General features: G+C 68.4%; 14 protein-coding genes. 11 read left to right on the forward strand and 3 right to left on the reverse strand.

Translation table 11 applies throughout. From position 1 onward, the window contains the following. The first annotated feature begins 17 nt into the window (after positions 1-17). From NFT33_RS05485 to NFT33_RS05535, 11 genes are all read left to right on the forward strand, one after another. Positions 18-827 carry a cytochrome C assembly family protein gene (locus tag NFT33_RS05485; protein ID WP_251673744.1) on the forward strand — a complete coding sequence of 270 codons (810 nt, stop codon included), beginning with the start codon at positions 18-20 and terminating at the stop codon, positions 825-827. Positions 828-864: 37 nt separating this feature from the next. Further along, positions 865-1,140 (forward strand): PP0621 family protein, encoded by a 276-nt coding sequence (locus NFT33_RS05490; RefSeq protein ID WP_251673746.1) that lies wholly within the window; start codon positions 865-867, stop codon positions 1,138-1,140. Positions 1,141-1,158: 18 nt separating this feature from the next. Continuing rightward, complete coding sequence (locus NFT33_RS05495; RefSeq protein WP_251673747.1) at positions 1,159-3,120, forward strand: ATP-binding protein; 1,962 nt, start codon at positions 1,159-1,161, stop codon at positions 3,118-3,120. Beyond that, positions 3,117-4,628: a sigma-54-dependent transcriptional regulator gene (locus NFT33_RS05500; protein ID WP_251673749.1), complete on the forward strand. Its 1,512-nt coding sequence runs from the start codon at positions 3,117-3,119 to the stop codon at positions 4,626-4,628. Before NFT33_RS05495 ends, NFT33_RS05500 begins: the two co-directional genes overlap by 4 nt. Then, a complete protein-coding gene (gene ampD, locus NFT33_RS05505) occupies positions 4,625-5,245 on the forward strand; it encodes a 1,6-anhydro-N-acetylmuramyl-L-alanine amidase AmpD (RefSeq protein WP_251673751.1) in 621 nt (206 codons plus the stop codon). The genes NFT33_RS05500 and ampD overlap by 4 nt, the downstream gene beginning before the upstream one ends. A gap of 243 nt (positions 5,246-5,488) precedes the next feature. After that, a complete protein-coding gene (locus tag NFT33_RS05510) occupies positions 5,489-8,401 on the forward strand; it encodes a ribonucleoside-diphosphate reductase subunit alpha (protein ID WP_376744131.1) in 2,913 nt (970 codons plus the stop codon). Between the two features lie 173 nt (positions 8,402-8,574). Further along, on the forward strand, positions 8,575-9,708 hold the full coding sequence (locus NFT33_RS05515) for a ribonucleotide-diphosphate reductase subunit beta (protein WP_251674084.1): 1,134 nt from the start codon (positions 8,575-8,577) through the stop codon (positions 9,706-9,708). Between the two features lie 162 nt (positions 9,709-9,870). Further along, on the forward strand, positions 9,871-10,593 hold the full coding sequence (locus NFT33_RS05520; protein ID WP_251673755.1) for a histone H1: 723 nt from the start codon (positions 9,871-9,873) through the stop codon (positions 10,591-10,593). Between the two features lie 571 nt (positions 10,594-11,164). Beyond that, the gene (locus NFT33_RS05525; protein WP_251673757.1) at positions 11,165-11,482 is read left to right on the forward strand and encodes a helix-turn-helix domain-containing protein; all 318 of its coding nucleotides are present in this window, start codon (positions 11,165-11,167) and stop codon (positions 11,480-11,482) included. Next, positions 11,475-12,506, forward strand: a complete 1,032-nt coding sequence (locus tag NFT33_RS05530; protein WP_251673759.1) for an AAA family ATPase — start codon at positions 11,475-11,477, stop codon at positions 12,504-12,506. The genes NFT33_RS05525 and NFT33_RS05530 overlap by 8 nt, the downstream gene beginning before the upstream one ends. Continuing rightward, positions 12,484-14,997, forward strand: a complete 2,514-nt coding sequence (locus NFT33_RS05535; protein ID WP_251673761.1) for a S8 family peptidase — start codon at positions 12,484-12,486, stop codon at positions 14,995-14,997. Before NFT33_RS05530 ends, NFT33_RS05535 begins: the two co-directional genes overlap by 23 nt. Positions 14,998-15,267: 270 nt before the next feature. On the opposite strand, the gene NFT33_RS05540 is transcribed toward NFT33_RS05535, so the two are convergent. From NFT33_RS05540 to NFT33_RS05550, 3 genes are all read right to left on the reverse strand, one after another. Next, positions 15,268-16,224 (reverse strand): nucleoside hydrolase, encoded by a 957-nt coding sequence (locus NFT33_RS05540; RefSeq protein ID WP_251673763.1) that lies wholly within the window; start codon positions 16,222-16,224, stop codon positions 15,268-15,270. After that, positions 16,221-17,183, reverse strand: coding sequence for a ribokinase (rbsK, locus tag NFT33_RS05545; RefSeq protein WP_251673765.1), 963 nt, complete (start codon positions 17,181-17,183; stop codon positions 16,221-16,223). Before rbsK ends, NFT33_RS05540 begins: the two co-directional genes overlap by 4 nt. A gap of 67 nt (positions 17,184-17,250) precedes the next feature. After that, positions 17,251-18,198: a carbohydrate kinase family protein gene (locus tag NFT33_RS05550; protein ID WP_309296116.1), complete on the reverse strand. Its 948-nt coding sequence runs from the start codon at positions 18,196-18,198 to the stop codon at positions 17,251-17,253. Between the last annotated feature and the right edge of the window lie 282 nt (positions 18,199-18,480).

Genomic DNA, 18,480 nt, shown 5'->3' on the forward strand with positions numbered 1-18,480 from the left:
TGATTCTATCGACCCCCATGTCCCTCGGACTGACCCCGTGGCTGGTGCCGTCGCTGGCGGCGCTGGCGGGCTATCTGCTGGCGATGCGCCCGGGCGAGCGGCCCTGGCGGGTCCGGCTGCTGCCGCTGGCCTGGCTGGCGCATGGTCTGGCCGGCGCGCTGCACCTCTTCGGCATCGGCGAGCCCGGCCAGGGCGTGCGCTTCGGCTTCGCGCCGGCGCTGGCGGCCACCGCCTGGCTGGTGATCGGCCTGCATGCGCTCGAGAGCCGCTTCGTGCCGGTGCCCGGGGTGCGGCGCTGGCTGGCGCTGTCCGGGCTGATGACGCTGGCGCTGGCGATGCTGTTTCCCGGCGAGGGTCTGCGCTCCAGCTCGCCCTGGGCGCCGCTGCACTGGATGATGGGCCTGGCCGCCTACGGTCTGGTGGCGGCCGCGGTGCTGCATGCCGCCTGGCTGGACCGGGCCGAGCGCCAGATGCGCGACCGCTCCCGCGCCCGGCTCGAGGCACCTGCCGGCGCCATCGGCCTGCCGCTGCTGACGCTGGAGCGGCTGACCTACCGCTTCGTCGCCGCCGGCTTCGTGATGCTGACGCTGGCGCTGCTGCTGGGCGTGTGGTTCACGCCGGTCTGGCACTGGGACCACAAGACGGTGTTCTCCCTGCTGGGCTGGGTGGTGCTGGCCGGGCTGATGGCCGGGCGGCAGTTCTTCGGCTGGCGCGGCCGGCGCGCGACCCGCTGGCTCTATGCCGGCAGCGTGCTGCTGCTGCTGGCCTATGTGGGCTCGCGCTTCGTGCTGGAGGTGCTGCTGCAGCGCCTGCCCGCCGGCGCCTGATTCGAAACCCGCACCCCCCCACGATCTCGACCTCACCATGCTGGGCAAGCTGCTGCTGATCATTCTGGCCATTCTCGGCATCGTGTGGCTGCTGCGCGGTGCACGCCGTACCGGCGGCGATGCCGACCGGACGTCCCGGACTTCCGGGGCCGCGGACACGCCGCAGGACACCGGCGCGCTGCAGCCGATGGCGCGCTGCGCGCACTGCGGCCTGCACCTGCCCCAGGCCGAGGCGCTGCTCCACGAAGGCCGGGCCTACTGCAGCCGGCTGCACCGCTTGGCTGGTCCGCGTGCGCCCTACGGGCGGCGCTGAGGTGGCGCCGGAGCGGGCATGAAGGGCGGGCAGGAGCGCCGACGCGGCCACCGCAACGGCGGCATCTGGTTCCAGACGATGGTGCTCGGCGCCGAGCGCACCGGCCCGCTCGACGCCGATCTCGACACCGACCTGTCGCCCGACACCCGGCCCGGGCCGAGCACCGCTCCGGCCGCCTCTGCAGCAGACGAGCCGGTGCGGCCCTTCGTGCGGCGTGGCTCGCAAGCGCCGCCGGCCGCGGCCGAGACGCCGCTGCAGGCCGCGCCCGACAGCCCGCCCCGGCCGCGCAGCGAGCCGCCGGCGCCGCTGCTGCGGCTGTTCCGCGCCTTCTCGATCGCCCGGCTGCTGCTGGGCCTGCTGCTGCTGGGCATCCAGGGTCTGGTGGTCTTCTATCTGGGCGGGCGGGCGCAGTGGCCGACGCTGGCGGTGTGCGCGCTGCAGGTGGCCGCCGCGGTGGCGGTGCTGGCCTGGCCGGTGCCGCCGGACGGCTACATGGCGATTTCCGGCCGGCTGCGCGGGCGCTGGGCGCTGGCGACGGTGGCGGTGGACCTGATCGCCTTCACGCTGCTGCTGACGCTGAGCGGGCCGTCGGTCAACGCGGTGGCGCTCTACATGCTGCCGGTGCTGATGGCCGCCACGCTGATGCCGCGCCGCCCGGCGCTGGGCGTGGCCTCGCTGGTGGTGCTGCTGATGCTGGCCGCGGCCTGGTGGGGCACCGACACCCCGGCCGAGCTGGCCGCCGCGATGATGCACGCCGGCATCGCCGGCGGCGGCGTGATGACCGTCGCGGCGCTGGCCGGCGAGCTGGCCGACCGGCTGGCCCGCCAGGAGCTGGCCGCGCGCAACACGCTCGAGCTGGCACGCCAGCAGGCGCGGCTGAACCGGCTGATGATCGAGGAGATCCAGGACGGGGTGATGGTCGCCGATCGCCACGGGCGGGTGCAGGCCGCCAATCCGGCCGCGCTGCAGCTCATCGGGCTGCCGGAAGGCGGGCGCTTCGAGGCCTTCGGACTCGACCGGTCGCCGAGCTGGGAGCCGCTTCAGCAGGCGCTGGCACAGGCCTTCGCCGAGGGCGCCTGGCCCGAGGCCGGCCGCGAGCTGAGCCTGCGCCTGCCCGGCCCGGGCGGCGACGAGCGCCATCCGCAGGAGCGGCCGCTGCGCCTGCGCATGCGCTTCGCCCGGCGCCGCACCCGTCCGGGCGAGGCGCTGTGCGTGCTCTTCCTGGAGGATGTGCGCACGCTGCGGGCCCGCGAACGCCAGGAGCGGCTGGCGGCGATGGGCCGGGTCTCGGCCGGCATCGCCCATGAGATCCGCAATCCGCTGGCGGCCATCGCCCAGGCCAACGCGCTGCTGGCCGAGGAACTGCTCGATCCGGCGCAGCAGCGCCTGGCGCGCATCGTCGCCGACAACGTGGTGCGGCTGCAGCGCATCGTCGACGATGTGGCCGAGGTCTCGCCGGGCGCGCCGCGCGAGGCGCCGGTGATCGATCTCGGCGCCCAGGTCAGCGCGCTGTGCGCCGACTGGTCGCGCACCGCCGGCCTCCGGGCCGACCGCGACGCGGTGCTGTTCGTCGATGCCGGCGACCAGCCGCTGCCGGTGCGCTTCGACATCGAGCATCTGCGCCGGGTGCTGGTCAATCTGCTCGACAACGCGCTGCGCCATGGCAGCGGCCAGCCGCATGCGGTCTGGGTGTGCGCCTGCGCGCGGCCGCAGGGGCTGATCGAGCTGTCGGTGGCCAGCGACGGTGCGGTGATCGCGCCCGATGTCGAGCCGCATCTCTTCGAGCCCTTCTTCTCGACACGCAGCCGTGGCACCGGCCTGGGCCTGTACATCTGCCGCGAGCTGTGTGGGCGCTACCGCGCCGCGATCGAGTTCCGTCCGCGCGGCCCCGGCGCGCGCCACCGCAATGTCTTCGTCGTCACCATGCCGCGGGTCGCGCTGGCCTCGGGCGTGACGACGCTTCCTGCCGCTGCCTCATGAATCCGCCCCCAGTTGCTGCCGCGCCGCGCCTGCTGGTCGTCGACGACGAGCCCGATCTGCGCACCCTCTACGAGCTGGCGCTGCTGCGCGAGGGCTACGACATCGAGACGGCGGCCTGCGTCGAGGAGGCCTGGGCGCTGCTGCAGGCCGCCCGCTTCGATGCGGTCATCACCGACATGCGGCTGCCCGACGGCAACGGGCTGGAGCTGCTGCGCCGGCTCGAGCAGGCCGGCCGGCCCGAGAAGACGCTGGTCATCACCGCCTACGGCTCGGCCGAGAACGCGGTGCTGGCGCTCAAGGCCGGTGCCTTCGACTATCTGACCAAGCCGGTCGACCTGCGCCAGTTCCGCAGCGTCGTGGCCTCCGCGCTGGGGCGGGTGCCGGCGCCGCCGCGTGCGGCCATGATGGCGGTGGGCGTCGTGGCCGCCGCCGTGCCGGCACCGCCGGTCGCGGCGCTGCAGCGCCTGTCGGGCGGCTCGGCGGTGATGGGCCAGGTGCGCGAGCTGGTGACCAAGGTGGCGCGCGGCATGGCGCCGGTGCTGGTGCACGGCGAGTCCGGCACCGGCAAGGAGCTGGTGGCCCGCGCGGTCCATCAGGTCAGCCACCGTGCCGCTCAGCCCTTCGTCGCGGTCAACTGCGGCGCGATTCCCGAGCCTCTGCTCGAGGCGGAGTTCTTCGGCTACCGCAAGGGCGCCTTCACCGGCGCCAGCGAGGACCGCGAGGGCTTCTTCCAGGCCGCCAGCGGCGGCACGCTCTTTCTCGACGAGCTCGGCGAGCTGCCGCTGGCGATGCAGAGCAAGCTGCTGCGCGCGATCCAGGAGCGCGCGGTGCGGCCGGTCGGTGCCACCGCCGAGCAGGTGCTCGATGTGCGCATCATCAGCGCGACGCATCGCGATCTCGAGGCCGAGGTGCGTGCCGGGCGCTTTCGCCAGGATCTGTACTACCGGCTCAATGTCATTCAGGTGCGGGTGCCGCCGCTGCGCGAGCGGCTCGACGATCTGCCACTGCTGTGCGAGACGGTGCTGGCGCGCATCGCCGCCGAGTCCGGCCTGGCGGCCGTGCCCCGGCTGACGCCGGCGGCCCTGGCCCGGCTGGCCCGGCACGACTTTCCCGGCAATGTGCGCGAGCTCGAGAACCTGCTGCACCGGGTGGTGGCGCTGTCGGGCGGCGGCCGGGTCGATGTCGACGATCTGGGGCTGCCGGGCGGGGGCGTGCCGGCGCCGCCGGCCGTGCCGCCGGTGGCCGCACCGGCCGCGGCCGCGGGCACGGGTCCGGCCGGTCCGGTCGGTCCGACGGGCGAGCCACCGCTGCCTGCGGACCTGATGGCCCACCTCGACGAGGTCGAGCGCGAGGTGCTGGTGCGCGCGCTGGCGCTGCACCGCGGCAACCGCACCGCCGCCGCCGCCGCCATCGGCCTGACGCTGCGCCAGATGCGCTACCGCATGAGCCGGCTGGGCGTGCAGGCCGCCGGCGACGGCAGCGACGAGGGCGAGGAGGGCGGCGCATGAGCCCGGTCGCTGCCCGGCGTCGCCAGCCCGTGCCGACGCCCGTCTCGCCCTGGCAGGATGGCTGGCACCGCGACGCGCGCCGGGTGCCGAGCCCGAACTTCGGACCGCGTCCCCCGGGGCGGGCGGTCGATCTGGCGATCATTCATTCGATCAGCCTGCCGCCCGGCCGCTACGGCGGCGACGCGGTCGAGCGGCTGTTCACCAACCGGCTCGATCCGGCTGCGCACCCGTATTTCGCCGGCCTGGCCGGGCTGGAGGTGTCGGCGCATTTCCTGATCCGGCGCGACGGCGAGCTGGTGCAGTTCGTGGCGGTCGACGGGCGGGCCTGGCATGCCGGGCGCTCGTCGTGGCGCGGCGTCGACAACTGCAACGACCATTCGCTCGGCATCGAGCTGGAGGGGCTGGAAGGACACCCCTTCCGTGCCGCCCAGTACCGGGCGCTGGCACGACTGCTGAGGCAGGCCGCACAGGCCTGGCCGATTCTCGAGGCGGTCGGCCACGAGCATGTCGCGCCCGGGCGCAAGCACGATCCGGGCGCAGGCTTCGATTGGCGCCGGCTGGCGCGCCACCTCGGCGCGCACAAGCCGCTCCTGCCGCTCCTGTCAAGAGGCACATGAACTGAGGGACACTAGCCATAGTGTTTTGCAGATCGCAGGACACTACGGCTAGTGTTATGCTCGCGTCCGTCGCGGCTGCGGGCTCTCCGCAGAATGGCCGCGCGTCCAGCACCGCAACGCCCAGACCACTCCCCATTTCACCGTCCAGGACGGCCCGCCACCCGCAGGCCGACCGGGGCGGCGCATTGCCGACGACGACCGCCTGACGTCCTCAGGGAACGAACACAGGAAGACTCCATGTCCATGCAGACAACCGACTTCAGCTCCATCGATCCGACCTCGACCGCCCCGACCGCGCCGTCGCCTTCCGCCTACGCCGGCTACCAGATCATCCGCCGCAACGGCGCGGTGGTCGCGTTCGAGCCGCACAAGATCGCGGTGGCGCTGATGAAGGCCTTCCTGGCGGTGCGCGGCGCGCAGGGCGCGGCCTCGGCCAGCGTGCGCGAGACGGTCGACGTGCTGACCGAGTCGGTGGTGCGCGCGCTGCTGCGCTCGCGTCCGAGCGGCGGCACCTTCCACATCGAGGATGTGCAGGACCAGGTCGAGCTGGGCCTGATGCGCGGCAGCCACCATGACGTGGCGCGTGCCTACGTGCTGTACCGCGAGCGCCGCTCGCAGGAGCGCCTGAGCCAGGGCCGCGCGCCGGCGCAGGCGCCGGCCGATGTGGTCGTGCAGGACCATGGCCAGCGCAAGCCGCTGGACAAGGGCGGCCTGCAGGCGCTGGTCGAGTCGGCCTGCGCCGGCCTGGGCGAGGAGGTCACCGCCGCGCCGGTGCTGGCCGAGACGCGCCGCAACCTGTACGACGGTGTGCCGGTCGAGGAGGTCTACAAGGCCGCGATCCTGGCCGCGCGCACGCTGATCGAGAAGGATCCGGGCTACACCCGCGTCACCGCCCGCCTGCTGATGCACACCATCCGCCGCGAGGTGCTGGGCGACGACGTGACCCAGGCCGAGATGAGCCTGCGCTATCCGCTGTACTTCCCCGAGTTCGTGCGCCGCGGCGTCGAGGCCGAGCTGCTCGACGAGCGCCTGCTGCAGTTCGACCTGTCGCGTCTGGGCGCCGCGCTGCGGCCCGAGCGCGACATGAACTTCGACTACCTCGGCCTGCAGACGCTGTACGACCGCTACTTCCTGCATGTGCGCAAGGCCCGCATCGAGCTGCCGCAGGCCTTCTTCATGCGCGTGGCCATGGGTCTGGCGCTGAACGAGGTCGACCGCGAGGCGCGCACGATCGAGTTCTACGAGGTGCTCTCGAGCTTCGACTTCATGTCGTCGACGCCGACGCTGTTCAACGCCGGCACCCGCCGCTCGCAGCTCTCGAGCTGCTACCTGACGACCGTGCCCGACGACCTGGACGGCATCTACGAGGCGATCAAGGACAACGCGCTGCTGAGCAAGTTCGCCGGCGGCCTGGGCAACGACTGGACGCCGGTGCGCGCGCTGGGCAGCCACATCAAGGGCACCAACGGCGAGTCGCAGGGCGTCGTGCCCTTCCTGAAGGTGGTCAACGACACGGCCGTTGCGGTCAACCAGGGCGGCAAGCGCAAGGGCGCGGTCTGCGCCTACCTGGAGACCTGGCACCTCGACATCGAGGAGTTCCTGGAGCTGCGCAAGAACACCGGCGACGACCGCCGCCGCACCCACGACATGAACACCGCGAACTGGATTCCGGACCTGTTCATGAAGCGCGTGATGGAGGGCGGCGAGTGGACGCTGTTCAGCCCGTCGACCTGCCCGGACCTGCATGACCTGTTCGGCACCGCCTTCGAGCGCGCCTACACCGCCTACGAGGAGAAGACCCGCTCCGGCGAGATCAAGCTCTTCAAGCGGGTGCGCGCGGTCGACCTGTGGCGCAAGATGCTGACGATGCTGTTCGAGACGGGCCACCCGTGGATCACGTTCAAGGACGCCTGCAACCTGCGCTCGCCGCAGCAGCATGTCGGCGTGGTGCACTCGAGCAACCTCTGCACCGAGATCACGCTGAACACCAATGCCCAGGAGATCGCGGTCTGCAACCTCGGCTCGGTCAACCTGGCGCACCACCTGACGACCGGCGCGGACGGCGCCAAGGTGCTCGACCAGGCCAAGCTGAAGAAGACGGTGTCGGTGGCGATGCGCATGCTCGACAACGTCATCGACATCAACTACTACGCCGTCGCCAAGGCCCGCAACTCGAACCTGAAGCACCGCCCGGTCGGCCTGGGCCTGATGGGCTTCCAGGACGCGCTCTACCAGCTACGCGTGCCCTACGCCTCGCAGGCGGCGGTCGAGTTCGCCGACCGCTCGATGGAGGCGATCTGCTACCACGCCTACTGGGCCTCGACCGAGCTGGCCGCCGAGCGTGGCCGCTACGCGAGCTACGACGGCTCGCTGTGGTCGAAGGGCATCCTGCCGCTGGACTCGCTCAAGCTGCTGGCCGAGGCCCGCGGCGGCTACGTCGAGGCTGACACCTCCTCGACGCTGGACTGGGAGGCGCTGCGCCTGCGCATCCGCGACAACGGCATGCGCAACTCCAACTGCGTGGCCATCGCGCCGACCGCGACCATCTCGAACATCATCGGCGTGGACGCCTCGATCGAGCCGTGCTTCGGCAACCTCTCGGTCAAGTCCAACCTGTCGGGCGAGTTCACCGTGGTCAACGAGTACCTGGTGCGCGACCTGAAGAAGCTCGGCCTGTGGGATGACATCATGGTCATGGACCTGAAGCATTTCGACGGCTCGCTGCGCCGCATCGACCGCGTGCCCGAGGAGCTCAAGCAGCTCTACGCGACCGCCTTCGAGGTCGAGCCGCGCTGGCTGGTCGAGGCCGCCTCGCGTCGCCAGAAGTGGATCGACCAGGCGCAGAGCCTGAACATCTACATGGCCGGCGCCTCGGGCAAGAAGCTCGACGAGACCTACAAGCTCGCCTGGATCCGCGGCCTGAAGACCACCTACTACCTGCGCACGATGGGCGCCACGCACGCCGAGAAGTCGACCGGCCGCGCCGGCCAGCTCAACGCGGTCAGCGCCGGCGGCAGCAGCACCGGCCAGAGCGCGATGGAGAAGGCCGCTGCCGCCGCGCAGGCGCAGATGGCCGCGGCAGCCGGCGCCTCGACGCCGGCCACCGACGTCAAGTTCTGCGCCATCGACGACCCCGGCTGCGAAGCCTGCCAGTGATCGCCAGGCGTCGCCGGCGCCTCATGCGCGCCGCAGCGACGCCCCCGCCGCCACGGCATATGACCCCGTGGTGAAACCGGTCCGCGCACCTCGTATTTCGCCGAAGAAATGCTTGGTGTTTGCGGGCAAGGTTCCGATAATTCACCCCCACTAGGAAGTCAGACATGTCAGACATGCTGGACTGGGACGACACCCCTCTCTCCACGCTCACCCCCCCGAACACGAACGCGTCGAATCTTGACGGCGCCGGCTCGGCAGCGACCGTCACCGCCGACGAAGGCGCCAGCCAGCGCCGCGTCAACATCGCCGACAAGCGCATCATCAACGGCCAGACCGACGTCAACCAGCTGGTGCCGTTCAAGTACAAGTGGGCCTGGGACAAGTACCTGGCCACCTGCGCCAACCACTGGATGCCGCAGGAAGTGAACATGAGCCGCGACATCGCGCTCTGGAAGGACCCGAACGGCCTGAGCGACGACGAGCGCCGCATCATCAAGCGCAACCTCGGCTTCTTCGTGACCGCCGACTCGCTGGCGGCCAACAACATCGTGCTGGGCACCTACCGCCACATCACTGCCCCGGAGTGCCGCCAGTTCCTGCTGCGCCAGGCCTTCGAGGAGGCGATCCACACGCACGCCTACCAGTACATCGTCGAGTCGCTGGGCCTGGACGAGAGCGAGATCTTCAACGCCTACCACGAGGTGGCCTCGATCCGCGACAAGGACGAGTTCCTGATCCCGTTCATCGACGCGATCATGGATCCGAACTTCGTCACCGGCACGCCCGAGGCGGATCGCACGCTGCTGAAGTCGCTGATCGTCTTCGCCTGCCTGATGGAAGGCCTGTTCTTCTACGTCGGCTTCACGCAGATCCTCGCCTTGGGCCGCCAGAACAAGATGACCGGTGCCGCCGAGCAGTACCAGTACATCCTGCGCGACGAGTCGATGCACTGCAACTTCGGCATCGACCTGATCAACGCGATCAAGCTCGAGAACCCGCACCTGTGGACGGCCGATTTCCGCGACGAGATCAAGGCGCTGTTCCTGAAGGCGGTCGACCTCGAATACCGCTACGCCGAGGACACCATGCCGCGCGGCGTGCTGGGCCTGAACGCGTCGATGTTCAAGGGCTACCTGCGCTTCATCGCCAACCGCCGCGCGACCCAGATCGGTCTCGACGAGCTCTTCCCGAACGAGGAAAACCCCTTCCCGTGGATGAGCGAGATGATCGACCTGAAGAAGGAGCGCAACTTCTTCGAGACCCGCGTGATCGAGTATCAGTCGGGCGGCGCCCTGTCCTGGGACTGAGCCCTGCCGTGCTGCTGCCGTCCGTCGCCTGCGTCTCGAGACCTTCCCATTCACGGCCCCGGGCGCCTGTGCTGAACAGCTGCGCGGACCGAGGATCACCCCCGGCTCCTCTGCCTGCGACCGGCCGGGTGCGCAATGTCAATCTCATCTAGGAGAACTGTGATGGCAACGAAGAAGACGGCTGCGGCCCCGGAGGCTGTCGCGGCAACCCCGGCCGCCGCTCCGGCCGAGAAGCCGGCCCGCAAGACCACGAAGAAGGCGGCCGCCCCGGCCGTCGTCGAGACGGTCGCCGCAGCACCTGCCCCGGCGCCTGCACCGGCTCCGGTGGTCGAGGAGGCCAAGCCGGCCGCCAAGAAGGCTGCGGCCAAGAAGGCCACGCCGAAGCCGGCGCTGAAGAAGGCAGCCGCTCCGGCCGTGGCCGAGCCGGCCCCGACGCCTGCGCCGGCCCCGGTGGTCGAGGAGGCCAAGCCGGCTGCCAAGAAGGCTGCCGCGAAGAAGGCGGCGCCGAAGAAGGCTGCGGCCCCGGCCGTCGCCGCCGAGCCGGCACCGGCTCCGGCCCCCGCTCCGGCGCCGGTCGTCGAGGAAGCCAAGCCGGCGGCCAAGAAGGCTGCCGCGAAGAAGGCGGCGCCGAAGAAGGCTGCGGCTCCGGCCGTCGCCGCCGAGCCGGCACCGGCTCCCGCTCCGGTGCCGGTCGTCGAGGAAGCCAAGCCGGCTGCCAAGAAGGCAGCCGCCAAGAAGGCCACGCCGAAGCCCGCGCTGAAGAAGGCCGAGCCGGCGAAGAAGGCCGCGAAGAAGAGCGCAACCGCCGCCGCGCCGTCGACGACCGCCAAGACGACGCTGAACCCGAAGGCCGCCTGGCCCTTCCCGACCGGCGAGAAGCCGTGATTCCCGCCTGACCGGAAGCCTCGGCTTCCGGCCTGACGAAGCCCGGCCCCGGCCGGGCTTTTTTCATTTCACCATGACTCCAGCACCGAACTTCGTTGGACTACGCCGGAGCCCGATACGGCAGGTTTATCAATAACTTAGGCGAGTCCAACATATGCGGTTGCTTTCCGAAACCTGACCTGGCTTCCCCTCCGCTGGCCCCTACGAGGCTCCTGGGGCGCACGGAGGGGTGGGTGAATACGTACGGAGCAACGTTCCAGCGGACCTACAAGGCGCTTCGTGCTCACCATCGCGCACCGCAGTCGTAGGGGGCTCGACGGCGAGATCGGGGAGTGAAACTCCAGCGGTAACCGGGTGCCCCAGCGTTCCGCCGTCGGCCTACTGCGCAAGCCTTTGCTGGGGCTGCACGGGCCGCAGATCGTTGAGTTGGCTTGTGTCGTGGTGGCTCAAGACTGGCGGCCCGAGGCGTTGCCAACGCGGTGATCAGGGGCGAAGTCTCGTCGACAGGGTTCACTGGTGGTAAAATTTAGCTGTATCTAGGCTCGTCGCAGCCCGTGAGAAAGCAAGCGCCATGAATGTTGGACAAGCCATTCGACTGTGCCGAACGCAACGGGGCGCCTCTCAAAGCGCCATTGCGAACAGAGCCAATTGCTCCGTATCCTACCTGTCGTTGCTTGAGAACAATAAGCGCGACCCGACACTTTCGACGGTCACCAAGATTGCAGAGGCGTTGCATGTGCCTGTCGGCCTGCTGTTCGTGCTGGCTGCCGATCAAATGGAACTGGGTGCGATCGACGAGCACCTCGCCGATCAGTTGATGCAGTCTGCGCTGGCATCGCTGGGAACATCGACCAACCTTACAGCGATTGTGGGAGGCCACTATGGCTAATGCCGAACAACTCAAGGCGTTGGTGAAATCCCATATTGAGCGGGATGACCGACACTTCTACTCCGTCGCCATGCAGGTCGCGGCCCGTGAAGCGAAGGTGGGCCACGGCAAGCTCGCCGAAGAACTGCGTGACATGATCGACGCGGCGAAAGCCCGTGTCTCGCCGGATAACTCCGAGGGCAAACTGGTGCCGCTGGCTCGTCCGCGCGGCGAGCTGGCTAACCTGTTAACGGTTTCCTATCCGAAGAATCGTCTGGCAGATATGGTGCTCGATGCGGAAATGGCTGAACAGCTTGGCCGCATAATGAAAGAGCAGAAACACCATTCGCGCATCCGCGAGCATGGCCTGTCGCCGAGACGCAAACTGCTGCTGGTCGGACCGCCAGGCACTGGTAAGACGATGACCGCCTCTGTGCTGGCAGGTGAACTGGGCATCCCGCTGTTTGCTGTTCGACTGGATGCCCTGATTACCAAGTTCATGGGGGAGACTGCCGCCAAGTTGCGTCAAATCTTCGATGCTATCAATGAAGTGCGCGGCGTTTACTTTTTCGACGAATTCGATGCCATTGGTTCGCAGAGAGGACTGGCCAACGATGTGGGCGAGATTCGGAGGGTACTGAACAGCTTCCTGCAAATGATCGAGAGCGACCAATCCCATAGCTTGATCGTCGCGGCGACCAACCATGTGGATATTCTTGATTACGCGCTTTTTCGTCGATTCGACGATGTGATCGAGTATCGGCTTCCGACCACGCCGCAGGCCGCCAAGCTGCTCCAGTCTCGGTTGGGTAAGTTTGCGCCCAAGCCTTTTCCGCTCAAGGCCATCACGGCCAAGGCGGAAGGCTTGAGTTACGCAGAGATCAAACGCGCTGTGGATGAATCCATCAAGGAGGCGGTAATGCACGACGAGGAGCGCGTGAAGGCAGATGTGCTGGCACGCGCTTTCGATGAGCGCCGCAAATTTGGCTTCAGAATGAACACCAAGAAGGTCGTGCCGAACCATGCCGGATCAACAACAAGCTAAACGTCCGCATTTAATTCTTCGAGACACATCACAAGCTGTCGAATTTAAAGCGCACTCTGCTGGAGGCAGATCGACGCGCGATGTACCGGCGCTACCCCGGCAGCAGCACGGTGCGTCCCTTAGCGGTCAGATTGACAACTTGAAGCCCGCAGCAACACAAGCTGCGCAGGCCCAACGAGACCTACAACTGGAAAGCGGGCTGGGTTTGCAAATCCAGTTCACCAGCCACCCGGATGTCGAACTTGCGTTCGAGAGCTTGGCGAACGAGACGAAGAAAATCGAGCTTCTCAGTGTGCGCCACGAGGGCAATCGGACTTTCGCTAATGTCTTTGTCCCTGATGGGGGCCTCGCGCATTTTGAGAGGTACGTCTCCGATTACCTGGCGGAGAAGAAGGACAGCCGCGGTCAGGCGCGTGACCACCGGAAACTGCTGGATGCCATCGAGTCCATTCGAGCAGCAGAAGTCCGAGCCTTGTGGACTGACGACCCCGCCCTCTTGCCTGCTGATTTGACAGTTGCCTTTTGGTGGGAGGTATGGCTACCTGTTCGAGGTCAAGGGCAACGGCAGGTCGTCGTGGAAGACTTCAAAAAGCTCGCTCGCTTGGCGGAATGTGTCGTCAGCGACAAACAGGTCAACTTTCCCGAGCGCACGGTGCTGCTGATGCACGGATCGCAGCAACAGCTTTCACGATCGGTGATGACGCTGAACTGCGTTGCCGAGCTTCGATATGCCAAGGAAACTGCCGAATTCTTCGATGGCATGGGGGTGGGTGAGCAACGCGAATGGGCAGACGATTTGCTGCGACGTGCCCAATTGCCGCCACCTGACGATGCGGCCCCCCGAGTTTGCCTACTAGACTCCGGCGTGACGCGCGCTCATCCGCTGCTGGCCCCCCTGATGGATGCCGGAGACCTGCATACGGTAGAACCGGCATGGGGCGTGGATGACGAAGTGGATCACGGTACGGGCTTGGCCGGCTTGGCGGCCTATGGCGATCTTACGGATGCCTTGTCCTCTGCTGACCCGATCAGCGTCCCGCATCGGCTGGAGTCGGTCAAGCTGGTGCCTGCAGAAGGCGCCAACGAAGGCGATGCGCGGCACCATGCTTATCTTTTTACCGAAGGCGTCGCGCGCCCTGAAATCTCCGCCCCGAACCGGCAGCGCGTGTTTACGTCGGCTGTGACAGCTTCGGACTATCGTGATCGTGGCCGTCCGTCGTCATGGTCTGCTGCTGTCGATAGCCTTGCAGCGGATACCGATGGGGCTAGCGAAAGTCCGCGCCTGTTCGTGCTGTCCGCTGGCAACACGCGCGATCCCAATGCGTGGGCAGGGTATCCCGATAGCCTTTCCACCAATCTTGTGCATGACCCCGGCCAGGCATGGAACGCGATCACGGTGGGCGCTTGCACTGACAAGATCGACACAGAAGGGCATGCGTCCTTGAATTCGGTCGCTGAAGCCGGTGGCCTCAGCCCCTTCACAACGACAACCAGAACGTGGGATCGAGCATGGCCGTTGAAACCCGAAGTGGTGCTGGAAGGTGGCAATGCGGCCAAGGATGATCTTGGCGCGGTTGGCATGGTCAGCCTGAGCTTGCTGACGACCCACAACCAGCCGCTGAATCGTTTGTTCACCACCAGCAATGCCACCAGCGCAGCGTCGGCATTGTGTGCGGGGATGGCTGCGCAGATCATGGCGGCCTATCCGCACCTCCGACCGGAGACCGTGCGTGCGTTGTTGGTGCATTCGGCGCAATGGAGCGAGACAATGCGCGGGATGTTCTTGCCCGCAGTGCCAAATAAGGATAACTATGTTCACCTGATTCGTCACTGCGGATGGGGTGCTCCTGATTTGAGTCGGGCGCTCTGGAGTGCGGGGGACTCGCTGACCTTGCTGGTTGAAGACCAGGTGCACCCCTATGCGAAGGTTCAGGGCAAGGGCATTGTGACGCGCGACATGAATCTGCATTCCTTGCCGTGGCCGAAGGATGAACTGGAGGCGTTGCAGGACACGCCTGTCGAGATGCGTGTCACGCTCTCCTATTTCATTGAACCCAATCCGTCGGCGCGTGGCGCTACATCGAAGTATCACTACCCTTCGCATCGTCTGCGATTCGATGTGCAGCGTCCGCTTGATGCGTCTACTGAGAACTTTGTAGCACGGGTGAATGCTGCGGCCCAGCGCGAGGACGAGGACGATCCGGTGAATCCCTCTGATCCCAACTGGCTACTGGGTGAACGGCAACGACATCGTGGTTCGCTGCACCAGGATGTCTGGAAAGGCACGGCAGCTGAATTGGCCAGCCGTGGCTTCATCGCTGTCTATCCTTCGGCAGGGTGGTGGCGGACGCGGCCTGCGCTGGAACGCTATGGCCTGCCAGCACGGTATAGCCTTGTAGTGTCCATTCAGACGCAGCAGACGGACGTTGATCTTTACACTGCTGTCGCCCAGAAAATCCCTGTGGCGAATGCCGTCGTCGTGAATACGTAACGAGCGTCCCGGCGTGCTGCCGTCGGATCTTGCCAATCATGTCCATGGTGATAACTCCTCGAACCCCGCCGCTTAAAAAAGCAGCAGAGTAGGTTGAACACTTGGCTCACTTTTACTTCGGCATTACCCGAAAAATGGGCTCAATTTCCGGTCGGCGCCAACAGCAAGAGCAAGAAACGGCCGGAATCTGGCCTAACCTGTTGACCCATAAGAACTTTCGTTCCGCTGCATGCCAGCACGAAAGACTTGACAGCGGACATTTTTCATGCCTCAGCCGGGAAAGAGCCGGCGGAAGTCGGCCAGCACCCGCGCGACGTCGACGCCGGTGCAGACCTGCTGCTCGGGTCGCGCGTCCCAGTCGGTGGCGGGGAAGCGGCTGCCGCGCACCGACTGGATGGTCTGGCCGGCCGCCAGCCCCTCGGTCACCACCCGCACCGCGCCGGGTCGGCGGGTGAAGGCCGAGACGTCGAGCGCGCAGGCCACCGCGGTGGCGTCATGGCAGCAGATGCCGCCGCCGGTGCGGAACTCGTAGAAGGCCTCGTAGAAGCGGGTGATGTCGCGCAGGAAGGTGCCGTGCGGGCCGCCGCGTGCGCCCAGCTCGTCGAGGTAGCCGGTCGTCATCACCACCTCGTGTGTCACGTCCAGGCCGACGAAGGTCACCGGCCACGGCGCGGTGGCGACGAGGTCGGCCGCATGCGGGTCGTTGAAGATGTTGGCCTCGGCCACCGGCGACATGTTGCCGCCGTGTCCGTGCGTGCCGAAGGCGCCGCCCATCAGCACCACCTCGCGCACATGGCGGGGCAGATCCGGGTCGAGCTGCAGCGCCAGCGCCAGATTGGTCAGCGGCCCGACCGGCACCAGCACCAGCTCGCCCGAATGCCGGCGCGCCATCTCGACGATGAACTGCGCGGCCGGGCGCGGATCGAGCGCGCCACTCGGCTCGGGCAGCTCGACGTTGCCCAGGCCGTTGGCGCCATGCACGAAGTCGGCGAAGTCGCCGGCCGGCTTCACCAGCGGCCGCGCCGCGCCGCGCGCCACCGGGACATGGTCGATGCCGAAGTGCTCGCGCAGCGCCAGCGCATTGCGGGTGGTCAGCTCGATCGGCACATTGCCGAAGACGGTGGTGATGCCGACCAGCTCGGCGCGCGGATCGAGCGCCAGCATCGCCAGCGCCATCGCGTCGTCGATGCCCGGATCGGTGTCGAAGAGGATGCGGGTGCGGTTCACGGGGTGTCTCCCTGAAGGTGCAGGTCGGCGACGAGGTGATCGACCTCGGCGGCCGTCGGCATCGCCGACTGGGTGCCGAGCCGGGTGACGGCCAGCGCGGCCGCGGCCTGGGCGCGGGTCAGCGCCTCGCGCAGCGGCCGGCCGGCGGCCAGCGCAGCCGCCAGCGCGCCGACCACCGTGTCGCCGGCGCCGGTGGTGTCGACCGCCTGCACCCGTGGCGCCGGCAGCGCCAGCGTGCCCTCGGGGCCGGCCAGCACCAGGCCCTCGGCGCCAAGCGTCACCAGCACCTGGCGCGGGCCGCGCCGGCGCAGCTGCTCGGCCACCGCGCGCGCCTCGGCCGGGCCGGGCACGGGCATGCCGGCCAGCGCCGCGGCCTCGATCTCGTTGACCACCAGCCAGTCGAGCTGGCCGAGCAGTGCATCGCCCAGCGGCTGCACCGGCGCGGCGTTGAGCACCGTGACCGCACCGGCCTCGCGTGCGATCGCCAGCGCCTCGGCCACCGCGTCGAGCGGGCATTCGAGCTGCGCGACCACCACGCGGGCCTGGCGCAGCCGATCGGCCTGCGCACGCACCCGCTCCGGCGTCAGCGCGTGGTTGGCACCGGGAATGACGACGATGCTGTTCTCGCCGTCGGGCATGAGCAGGATGGCGGCGGTGCCGCTGGGCGTGCCCGCGATGTGCTCGACCGCATGGGTGTCGATGCCGTCGGCCTGCAGTGCCGCGAGCAGCGCCGCGCCGTGGGCGTCCTGCCCGACCGCGCCGAGCATCGCCACCCGGGCGCCCTGGCGAGCGGCCGCCACCGCCTGGTTGGCGCCCTTGCCGCCGCCGTCGGTGTCGAAGCCGCTGCCGGTCAGCGTCTCGCCGGGCGCGGGCAGGCGCGGCGTGCGGATGCGCAGGTCCATGTTCAGGCTGCCGACCACCAGCACATCGGCGGGGGGCGCAGCGAAAGGCTCACTCATCGGCGTCTCCTGGATCGCGGGATCAGGGCGCCGGGCTGCTGCGGTCCCCGCGCGGCAGCGGCCGACCTCAGAACGGCCAGGCGCCGTAATGCTGCTCGAACTGCGCGCGGATCTCCTCGCGCGTCGGACGGTGATTCTGACAGCCCTGCACCGCGATCTTGATCGAGCCCAGCACGCTGCCCAGGCGCGCGCCGTCGAGCAGCGAGCGTCCGGTGGCCATCGCCAGCAGCAGGCCGGCGCGGTAGGCGTCGCCGCAGCCGGTCGGATCCTTGACGGCAGTGGCCGGCACCGGCGCGATGGTCTGCTCGGTACCCTTTTGCCAGACGATCGAGCCCTCGGCGCCGCGGGTGACGATCAGCGTGTCGACCCGCGCGGCCAGCTGCGCCAGCGTCAGGCCGGTCTTGTCGCAGATCAGCTCGGCCTCGTAGTCGTTGCAGACCAGCACCGGCGCGCGGTCGATCATCTCCAGCAGCTGCTCGCCGCTGAACAGCACGATGTTCTGGCCGGGGTCGAGGATGAAGGGCAGTCCGGCCTCGGCCATCTCGCGGCTGTGCTGCTGCATCGCGTCGGGCGCGTCCGGGCCGACCAGGCCGACCGCGACCTCGCCGGCCTCGGCCAGCGCGATCTCGGCCGAGCGGCCCATCGCGCCGGGGTGGAAGCCGGCGAGCTGGTTGTTCGACAGGTCGGTGACGATGAAGCACTGCGCGGTGTAGCTGTCGGCGGCGACGCGGATCGCGCGCTGGTCGATGCCGCAGCGCTGGTAGTGCTCGCGGTAGGGGGCGAAGTCGTCGCCGACCATGCCCATCGGCACCGCCTCGCCGCCGAGCAGCGCGTAGTTGTAGGCGATGTTGCCGGCACAGCCGCCGTACTCGCGGCGCATGCGCGGCGACAGGAAGGACAGGTTGATCTTGTGGATCTGGTCCGGAAGGATGTGGTCGGTGAACTGGCCCTCGAACACCATGATGGTGTCGTAGGCGATCGAGGCGGCGATGGCGGCGCGGGTGCTCATGCTCATGGGTCGCGGTCAGCGGCAGGGGAGGGAGGGCCGGCGCGGCGCAGGCCGGGCGCGGAAGTGGCCGCGAGAATACCGCAGCGCCTGCCGGACGGTCGGCTGAAACGGCGGTCAGGGGGAGGGGTGTTCTTCGGGCGCCGGCATCGATGCCGGTGGCGCGGGGCATGCCCAAAAAAGAAGGGAGGCGGGACGGGGAAACCGGGTGCTCGCTCTCTCAGGCCCGGATCGCCCGCCTCCCTGGGACTGGACCCAGTCCCCAAGGCTTCTCTGAGGAGGAGTTGCTCG

It is taken from the genome of Sphaerotilus sp. FB-3, from assembly GCF_023706025.1.
GTDB classification, from domain to species: Bacteria; Pseudomonadota; Gammaproteobacteria; order Burkholderiales; family Burkholderiaceae_C; genus Sphaerotilus; species Sphaerotilus sulfidivorans.

Bases quoted from the DNA above. Each gene is read 5' to 3' on its own strand.
- NFT33_RS05485 (WP_251673744.1), top strand. From the start codon at position 18: ATGTCCCTCGGACTGACCCCGTGGCTGGTGCCGTCGCTGGCGGCGCTG.
- NFT33_RS05490 (WP_251673746.1), top strand. From the start codon at position 865: ATGCTGGGCAAGCTGCTGCTGATCATTCTGGCCATTCTCGGCATCGTG.
- NFT33_RS05495 (WP_251673747.1), top strand. From the start codon at position 1,159: ATGAAGGGCGGGCAGGAGCGCCGACGCGGCCACCGCAACGGCGGCATC.
- NFT33_RS05500 (WP_251673749.1), top strand. From the start codon at position 3,117: ATGAATCCGCCCCCAGTTGCTGCCGCGCCGCGCCTGCTGGTCGTCGAC.
- ampD (WP_251673751.1), top strand. From the start codon at position 4,625: ATGAGCCCGGTCGCTGCCCGGCGTCGCCAGCCCGTGCCGACGCCCGTC.
- NFT33_RS05510 (WP_376744131.1), top strand. From the start codon at position 5,489: ATGCAGACAACCGACTTCAGCTCCATCGATCCGACCTCGACCGCCCCG.
- NFT33_RS05515 (WP_251674084.1), top strand. From the start codon at position 8,575: ATGCTGGACTGGGACGACACCCCTCTCTCCACGCTCACCCCCCCGAAC.
- NFT33_RS05520 (WP_251673755.1), top strand. From the start codon at position 9,871: ATGGCAACGAAGAAGACGGCTGCGGCCCCGGAGGCTGTCGCGGCAACC.
- NFT33_RS05525 (WP_251673757.1), top strand. From the start codon at position 11,165: ATGAATGTTGGACAAGCCATTCGACTGTGCCGAACGCAACGGGGCGCC.
- NFT33_RS05530 (WP_251673759.1), top strand. From the start codon at position 11,475: ATGGCTAATGCCGAACAACTCAAGGCGTTGGTGAAATCCCATATTGAG.
- NFT33_RS05535 (WP_251673761.1), top strand. From the start codon at position 12,484: ATGCCGGATCAACAACAAGCTAAACGTCCGCATTTAATTCTTCGAGAC.
- rbsK (WP_251673765.1), bottom strand. From the start codon at position 17,183: ATGAGTGAGCCTTTCGCTGCGCCCCCCGCCGATGTGCTGGTGGTCGGC.
- NFT33_RS05550 (WP_309296116.1), bottom strand. From the start codon at position 18,198: ATGAGCATGAGCACCCGCGCCGCCATCGCCGCCTCGATCGCCTACGAC.